Below are 8128 nucleotides of genomic sequence, written 5' to 3'. Positions count from 1 at the left end.
GTTCTCCTCGGCAGACTGGGCGCGGCTTTCTTGGATGGACTGACGCAGCTCCTCGATTTCCCGCAGACGGGCGGCGTTCTCCTCGGCAGACTGGGTGCGGCTTTCTTGGATGGACTGACGCAGCTCCTGGACGGATTGGCAGAGCTCCCGGATTTCTCGGCTGTTGGCAGCAGTCTGTTCAGCCGTCCAAGCCAGCAGTTGCTCCACTCGGTCTAAGCGGTCTTGGCTCTGACTATTCACCCTGATGCCTCGCCTTGTGAGTCTCTTGACAAACTGCAACCGATCATAAACGAAGTTGAGCTCTGCCAAACAGGATAGGGGGAATGGTCATTCCCAGAGCCGCCGGATTGGAGAGCGATGCAGCAACTGGTGGGCTTCGGCCAGCAACTCCGGGATAGGCAGATGTTCTGGGCAGCGGGGTAAGCAGTCACCGCATTCGGTACAGCGGTCGGCAAGTGACCCCGGAAACCAATGCCCAGCTTGGCCGAACATGTTGTAGCGGTACTGGGCAAACTCCGTCATCTCGTGGGCAATGGCCAAGTTGCGCAAACGCAGCACTTCGGGAATGTGGATCCCTTCTGGGCAGGGCAGGCAGGCGTAGCACTGGGTGCAGCGGCTGGATCCCAAGCGTTCCTGCTCGGCTTGGCGCAACCGCTCCTGAATCTGAGGGCCATCCACCCACCAACGGTCGGGATCCTGTAAAGCCGACAAGGCCACCTGTAGCTCCTCAGGATGAGTGATGCCCAGGCTGAGGGTGTGAACACGGGGATCCGCCAGCAAAAAACGATAGGCAAACTCCAAGGGGCTGAAAGGTGCACAGCACTCCTGCAGGTGTTGGGGCGGGCGATAGAGCATTCCCCCTTTATCGGCAGGAGAAATGATGAACACGCCCATATCTTGCTGGGCAGCCGCTTCTAGGGCCGGTGCATTGCGCTGTTGGAAAAAGTGATAGTGCAAATTAACAAAGTCAAAGCATCCTGTCTGGATGGCCTGCAAAATTAACTCCAGGGATCCATGGGTGGAAAAACCAATGTAGCGCACCCAGCCTTCTTGCTGGAGCTGCTGGAGAATCGGCAACCCTTTCTGCAGCACCCACTCCAGATGTTCCGGCAGGTTGATGCCATGAAAGGCAAATTGATCCAGGTAATCCACCCGCAGACGGCGCAGGGATCCCTGAAGCCGCTCTCGCAACCCATCTGTGGGAGTGAGTTTGCTGGTCAGAATCAACTGATGGCGTGAAAAGGGCAGGGTTTGCAAAATCTCGCCCAAGAGCACCTCGGCATGGCCATAAGCCTGAGCCGTTTCGATGTGGTTGATCCCTGCGGCTAGGGCTGCCTCAACGGTTGCCTGAGCTTGATCCCTGGGCACATTGACCAAGCGCATGCTGCCCAGAGAAAAAACCGAGACCAGCTGTTGGGTGCGCCCAAAGCGACGGTAGAGCATTGCGGTTGAGGTAGCACCGGCAACTTCCATCAAGCCACCCCCTGGAAACGAGAAACGGCCTCAGATTGTCGGGTACAGACGGCATTTCCCTCAGGGGATTGGGGGTTTTTGCCCAGCAGTTCTGCCGCCAGCAGGATCGCCTGCTTGAGGCTCTCGCATCGGGCCACCCCTTGGCCGGCAATGTCGAAGGCGGTGCCATGATCGGGAGAGGTGCGAACAAAAGGCAACCCAATTGTCAGGTTGACTGCCCGGTCAAAAGCCAGCATCTTCACCGGGATCAAGCCCTGATCATGATAGAGAGCCAAGTAGGCATCTGCCACAGTTGGGGATCCCTGGCCATGCCAGGCTTGCGCGGGAGCCAGCCACATGGTGTCGGGGGGAAGCGGCCCCCAAATTTGGGCGTGGGCATAGGTGCGCAGCAGCTCGGTCAGCCATTCTTTTTCCTCCGATCCCAGTTGCCCCTGTTCGCCGGCATGGGGATTCAGGCCGGCTACTGCAATCACAGGATCCCGGATCCCAAAGGTGTGGCGCAGGGATCCCACCAGCACATTCAGCTTTGTCCGCACCCGCTCTGGAGTCAGCACGGTGGGCACTTGGCCGAGGGGAATATGGGTGGTGGCCAGCAAAACCCGCATCTGCCAACCGCTGTGGGGGGAACGGGCAACAAACATCATCCCGTAGTGCTCAGACCGACTCAGCTGGGCCAAAACTTCTGTTTGACCAGGGAACCGATGGCCGGCTCGATGCCAGAGATACTTGGCGATGGGCGCTGTCACGATCCCCTGAAACTCGCCCCGCAGCGTCTGTTCGATTGCCGTTTTCAGGTAAACAAAACTGACCCCACCACTGTCAGCATCCCCTTGACCAATACAGCCAGGCTGTAACCGAAAGCCTGTGTCGCATTCCAGCATCGGGATCCCTGCCGGATGGGCCAATGGAGCCGGCGACCGATCTCTCAGCAGGCGATAGGTGGCTTCTAGAACCTGCCGATCCCCTACAACCGTGATGTGGGCGCAAGACTGCACCTCAGGATCCGCCAGCGCCTTGAGCACAATTTCCGGCCCAATTCCCGCGGGATCCCCCAAGGTCAGCGCCAGTTTGGGCAGTGCAAGGCTCATGGTGTCTTTTCTTGAGAAGACAGATGATCTCCATTTTGCAGGGGAAAGAGAGTGCTGAGGAAAGCTGTGGGGAAGGTCGCCATCCCTTTGAGCCAGAATGCTGAGCTCAGCCTATCCAGTCAGCTGCAAGGGGATCCATGCCGGCAAAATGGTTTAATGAGGGTTTAGCGATATTGAACCTCTATGGCCGAGACATTCCTTTACAACGCCTTGCGTGCTGCCCTCGACGAAGAAATGGCCCGGGATCCCAACGTATTTGTTTTGGGAGAAGATGTCGGCCATTACGGCGGCTCCTACAAAGTCACCAAAGACCTGTATCGCAAGTACGGGGAGATGCGCCTGCTGGATACCCCCATTTGCGAGAACAGCTTCACCGGCCTGGCCATCGGGGCAGCCATGACCGGCTTGCGCCCGGTGGTGGAAGGGATGAACATGGGCTTTCTGCTGCTGGCCTTCAACCAAATTGCCAACAATGCCGGTATGCTGCGCTACACTTCCGGGGGCAATTTCAAGATCCCGATGGTCATCCGCGGGCCGGGCGGGGTGGGTCGTCAGTTGGGAGCAGAACACTCGCAGCGGCTAGAGGCCTACTTCCAAGCGGTGCCCGGGCTTAAGATCGTGGCCTGTTCAACTCCCTATAATGCCAAGGGCTTGCTCAAGTCCGCCATCCGCGACGACAACCCCGTTCTCTTTTTCGAGCATGTGCTCCTGTACAACTTGAAAGAAGATCTGCCAGAAGAGGAATACCTTTTGCCTCTGGACAAAGCCGAAATCGTCCGATCCGGCTCCGATGTTACCCTGCTCACCTACTCCCGCATGCGCTACCACGTGCTCAAGGCCGTGGACACTTTGGTGCAGCAGGAGATCGACCCTGAGGTGATCGATTTAATCTCGCTGAAACCTTTAGATATGGGAACCATTGCCGCTTCGGTGCGCAAAACCCATCGGGTGATCATTGTTGAGGAAGACATGAAATCGGGTGGCATTGGGGCGGAACTGACAGCTCGCATCATGGAAGAACTGTTCGATGAGCTGGATGCGCCGGTGATGCGTTTGGCTTCGCAGGACATTCCCACCCCCTACAACGGCACGCTGGAGGCGGCCACCATCGTGCAACCTGCAGATATTGTGGCGGCGGTGGAGCGGCTCCTCTACGCGGATTAGAACCCCCAAAAATCCCTACAAAACAGCGCCGAAATCTATCTCCCAGCAACTTGCAAAATCCTCAGGGCAACCTTGCTAAGATTTCCATGGCAGGGATCCGCGAATATGCAAGGCGTACTGCTGATCCTCTACATGTTGGTTGTCAGTGGCCTGATTGCCGTTGTTGGGGATCGGGTGGGCTACCGCATTGGCAAAAAGCGCCTTACCTGGTTTAACCTGCGCCCCCGCCATACCGCCATTCTGGTGGCCGTGGTGACCGGCGTGAGCATCTCCGCCCTGACTTTGGGCACACTGCTGCTCCTCAACCGCTCTCTGTCGGAGGCCCTGTTCAGCTACACCAACCAAATTGCCCAGGCGGAGCAAGAGCTGCGGGCCCTCAACCGCCAAAAAGCCCTCTTGGAAGCGGAAAATGCCGCTCTCAGGGTTGAGCGGGATCACCTCAAGATGGATCTCGACCAATTTCGCAGCCAGCAGTCGGCAGCCCAAACCCGCCTGAGCGAAGTGCGCGATCAGCTGGCAGTGGCGCTGCAGGAGCGGCAGGAGGCGGAGGCCAAGCTGGCGGCAGCCAACGAGCAACTGGCCAAGGTGCAGCCCAGTTTGGATCGAGCCCATGCCGAGTTGGAGGCAGTGAAGGCAGAGGTGGAGTCGGCCCGCCAGGTGATCGCCACCCTGGAGTCGCAAAAACAAGCCCTGCAACTGGATCGGGATCAGCTGGAGCGCTCCCTGGATGTGGTGCAGGCGGCCTTAACCCAACTGGAGAACCAGAAAAACCAGCTTGAGCAGGAGATCGAGCAGCTCAACCAATTGGCGGTGCGGCTGCGGCGGGGGGAACTGGCCATCTTGGCGGGGGAAGTTTTGGCAACAGGAGTTGTGGAGGCTCCAAGAGGGGCAAAACCAGAGGCGATCCGGCGGCAGTTTGAGCACCTTTTGGCCCAGGCGGAACAGCGGGCCCTTGCCCTTGGATCCCAGCCCATGCCCCCTCTGGAAAACGCGATCTTGATCCGCCGGGAGGATGCCGACCAAGCCTTGGAGAAGTTGCGAGAACCCGGTAGCTGGGCGGTGCGCATTCTCTCTGTTACCAACCGGCTCAAGGGGGAGCCTGTGCCTGTGCTCGTGCAGATTTACCCCAACCAGCGGATTTTCGCCAAGGGATCCGTGCTGGCCCACGGGGTGATTCAACCGGGTTTGAGCGAAAATCAGATCCAACAGCAACTGCTGGGGCTGCTGAACCAGGCCAATCAGCGCTCGCAAGAGGAGGGGCTCCTCTCCGATCCCATCACCGGCACTGTGGGGGAGTTCTCCCAGGTCAAGTTTCTGGAGGTTGTGCAGCATCTCCGCCAGAGCACCACCCCTCTGGATGTGAAGCTAGTTGCCGACACCGACATCTACACAGCGGGGCCATTGCGGGTGAGTTTTCTGATGGCAGAAGCTTCCGGTCAACCCGGCTCTTCTGGGGCTCAGCAGGCGGGGCGTCCCGAGGGATGACGGATCCACTCCACCCGGCAAGACTGAAGGGCCAACGAGTGCTGATCGGTTTCGACCCAGGGCGCGACAAATGCGGCATTGCTGTGGTGCAGGTGTTTACGCAAACGGAGCTGAAGGTTTTACACCGGGAGGTGGTCCCTTCCGCGGCAGCGCTGTCTAGACTACAAACGCTCCGGCAACAGTTTCAGGCGGAGCAAGTGATCCTGGGCAATCAGACGACGGCCCAAGCCTGGAAGTCTCAACTGGAATCGATCCTCCCCCCGCAGCAGATTGTCCTGGTGGATGAGCGGCACAGCTCCCAAGAGGCCCGTCAGCGCTACTGGGATTTTCACCCACCGCAGGGATGGGAGCGGCTGTTGCCCAAGGGGATGCGGGTGCCCGCCAAGGCTTACGATGATCTGGTGGCTCTCATTCTGGTGGAGCGGTACTGTCGTGGGCGAGATACGGCTGAGCCGACGTGAGCTTCTACAGGGGATCCTGCTGGGGCTAATGGCGGCAGGATGTGGGGGGCCGGATGCACACCTGCCTCTTGTCGTGGCGCTCAAGCAAGGGATCCCCGCCAGTTTGCTCAACGAGTTTCGCCGCAGGACTCAGGCCCGCTTTCGGCTGCAACTGTTGGATGAGCGGGATCAGTTGTTGGCCTATCTGCAGCAAAGCGTCCAGCCGGCTGATGCAGCCTGGTGGGATCCGGGGGGATGGTTCCGGCGGCGGCTGCCGGTGGCGGCTTTGAGTTTGTTGGGGGCCGACGCTTTGGATCGGGCCATAGCTGCCGGTTGGCTGGCTCCTCTGCCGGCAAGCCTGTTGGGAGAACGATGGCAGAATCTGGATCCCCGTTGGCAAGCTGCGGCACTCCGGGAGGGGCAGATTTGGGGTGTGCCCTGGCGCTGGGGGGTAACGGCCATTGCCTACCGCCGGGATCGGGTGAGGGAGCCCATTCGGGACTGGGCGGATCTGTGGCGGCCTGAGCTGGCCGGCAAACTGACTCTGCCGGATCATCCGCGGGAGGTGATTGGGCTAACCCTAAAGAAAATGGGCCGCTCCTACAACGATCCCCTCAACCCTGAGGATGTGGAATTACGGCAAGAGCTGGGATCCCTGCATCGCCAGGTTTTAACTTACACCTCTTCTGACTACCTGCCCATCTTGCGCTTGGCCGATAGCTGGGTGGCCGTGGGCTGGTCGCAGGATCTCTACGCCACCCAAGCCAACTACCCTGAGCTGGCAGTGGTGATCCCGGCCTCCGGATCCGCCATCTGGTGGGATGTCTGGGTGCGACCCCACGTCGAAGACCATGCCCACACAGAATCAACCCAGACAGATTCCGGATCCCTGTTGGCTGACTGGCTTGATTTTGTCTTGAATCCTGAATTTGCCCCCCGCTTGGTCAATCTGAGCGGGATCCCTTCGGTTTTGCCGCTGGATTTGGCTCAACTTGCCCCACGCCTGCAACGCAGAGCCGACTTGCAAATCTCCACTTGGCAACGCTCGGAGATCTGGCGCCCCCTGAGCTCAGCCGAAGCCGAGTCCTATCTCAACCTCTGGGATCAAATGCGGCGGGGCCTTTTGTAGAAACACAGCGAGCGCGAGCCCTCCACTCTGCAACACTTCGTCAAGGTCCGCAATGCTTCTGAGGAGCTGTGGTAGGATGCCTGCTGTCTGATGAGCCAGTTGCACTTGCATCGAGGAGAGCACCTTGAGTCTGAGAGTTGCTGTTGTGGGGGGCGGCCCAGCCGGAGCCTCTGCTGCCGAAGTTCTGGCCCAAGCTGGAATCGAGACCTTTTTGTTTGAGCGGAAGCTGGACAACGCCAAGCCCTGCGGGGGCGCCATTCCCCTCTGTATGGTCTCCGAGTTCGACCTCCCCGAGGGGATCATCGACCGCAAAGTGCGCAAGATGAAGATGATCTCCCCTTCCAACTATGAGGTGGATATCGCCCTCGAAAAAGAAAACGAGTACATCGGCATGTGCCGCCGCGAGATCTTGGATGCCTTCTTGCGCAATCGTGCCCACCAAAAAGGGGCGGAGCTGATCAACGGCAAGGTAATGCATCTGGAAATCCCCCAGAATGGCCGGGATCCCTACATCCTGCACTACAACGATTTTTCCGACGGATCGAGGCAAGGGGTGCCGCGTTCTTTGGCTGTGGATGTGGTGATCGGGGCGGATGGGTTCCACTCCAAGGTGGCAGAAGCCATTGGTGCTGGCGACTACAACTATGCGCTGGCCTTTCAGGAGCGCATCCGGCTCCCGGACGACAAAATGGCCTACTACGCAGAGCGGGCAGAAATGTATGTGGGGGACGATGTTTCTCCAGACTTTTATGCCTGGGTGTTTCCCAAGTCCAACCATGTAGCCGTGGGCACCGGCACCATGAGGGCAAACCAAGCCCACATCCAAAAGTTGCAAGCTGGGATCCGCGCCCGTGCTGCCGAGCGGATTCGAGGAGGCCAGGTGATCAAGGTGGAAGCCCATCCGATCCCAGAGCATCCCCGCCCGCGCCGCGTGGTGGGCCGTGCTGCTTTGGTGGGAGATGCGGCGGGATACGTAACCAAATCCAGCGGCGAAGGGATCTATTTTGCCGCCAAGTCAGGCCGCATGTGTGCCGAGACCCTTGTCGAGACCTCCAACGGCGGCAAGCGCATTCCCACAGAGGAGGATCTAAAACTGTATCTCAAGCGCTGGGATCGCCAGTACGGCCTGACCTACAAGGTCTTGGACATCCTGCAGCGGGTGTTCTACCGTTCCAATGCCACCCGCGAAGCCTTTGTGGAGATGTGCGCCGACCGGGACGTGCAGAGGATGACCTTTGACAGCTACCTCTACAAGACGGTAGTGCCCATGAGCCCTTGGGTGCAGTTCAAGATCACGGTCAAAACCTTGGGCAGCCTGATTCGCGGCAACGCTTTAGCCCCCTGAGACA

Annotated in this window: 7 protein-coding genes and 1 pseudogene; 5 read left to right on the top strand and 3 right to left on the bottom strand. The window is 59.1% G+C overall.

Annotated elements, in window-relative coordinates; all coding sequences use genetic code 11:
* The 3 genes and pseudogenes from ACVWXZ_RS11200 to pdxA form a co-directional block, all read right to left on the bottom strand.
* Nucleotides 1-240 (bottom strand): annotated as a pseudogene (locus ACVWXZ_RS11200) (hypothetical protein); the annotation flags it as partial.
* Nucleotides 241-327: 87 nt separating this feature from the next.
* Nucleotides 328-1443 carry an aldo/keto reductase gene (locus tag ACVWXZ_RS11195; RefSeq protein WP_457403824.1) on the bottom strand — a complete coding sequence of 372 codons (1116 nt, stop codon included), beginning with the start codon at nucleotides 1441-1443 and terminating at the stop codon, nucleotides 328-330.
* A gap of 29 nt (nucleotides 1444-1472) precedes the next feature.
* Entirely contained in the window at nucleotides 1473-2561 is a 1089-nt protein-coding gene (gene pdxA, locus ACVWXZ_RS11190; RefSeq protein ID WP_457403820.1) for a 4-hydroxythreonine-4-phosphate dehydrogenase PdxA, read from the bottom strand.
* 183 nt (nucleotides 2562-2744) lie between these two features.
* Between pdxA and ACVWXZ_RS11185 the strand changes: the two genes are divergently transcribed.
* From ACVWXZ_RS11185 to chlP, 5 genes are all read left to right on the top strand, one after another.
* A complete protein-coding gene (locus tag ACVWXZ_RS11185; RefSeq protein ID WP_414331610.1) occupies nucleotides 2745-3725 on the top strand; it encodes an alpha-ketoacid dehydrogenase subunit beta in 981 nt (326 codons plus the stop codon).
* 105 nt (nucleotides 3726-3830) lie between these two features.
* The gene (locus tag ACVWXZ_RS11180) at nucleotides 3831-5210 is read left to right on the top strand and encodes a DUF3084 domain-containing protein (RefSeq protein WP_457403818.1); all 1380 of its coding nucleotides are present in this window, start codon (nucleotides 3831-3833) and stop codon (nucleotides 5208-5210) included.
* Nucleotides 5207-5671: a Holliday junction resolvase RuvX gene (gene ruvX, locus ACVWXZ_RS11175; protein WP_414331042.1), complete on the top strand. Its 465-nt coding sequence runs from the start codon at nucleotides 5207-5209 to the stop codon at nucleotides 5669-5671. Before ACVWXZ_RS11180 ends, ruvX begins: the two co-directional genes overlap by 4 nt.
* Complete coding sequence (locus ACVWXZ_RS11170) at nucleotides 5643-6779, top strand: extracellular solute-binding protein (protein WP_457403817.1); 1137 nt, start codon at nucleotides 5643-5645, stop codon at nucleotides 6777-6779. Before ruvX ends, ACVWXZ_RS11170 begins: the two co-directional genes overlap by 29 nt.
* Before the next feature lie 124 nt (nucleotides 6780-6903).
* Complete coding sequence (gene chlP / locus ACVWXZ_RS11165; RefSeq protein ID WP_414406886.1) at nucleotides 6904-8124, top strand: geranylgeranyl reductase; 1221 nt, start codon at nucleotides 6904-6906, stop codon at nucleotides 8122-8124.
* Nucleotides 8125-8128 lie beyond the last annotated feature (4 nt).

Source organism: Thermostichus sp. MS-CIW-38, from assembly GCF_054058415.1.
Note: the sequence above shows the minus strand (reverse complement) of the source record. Positions and strands in the feature narration are given on the sequence as shown.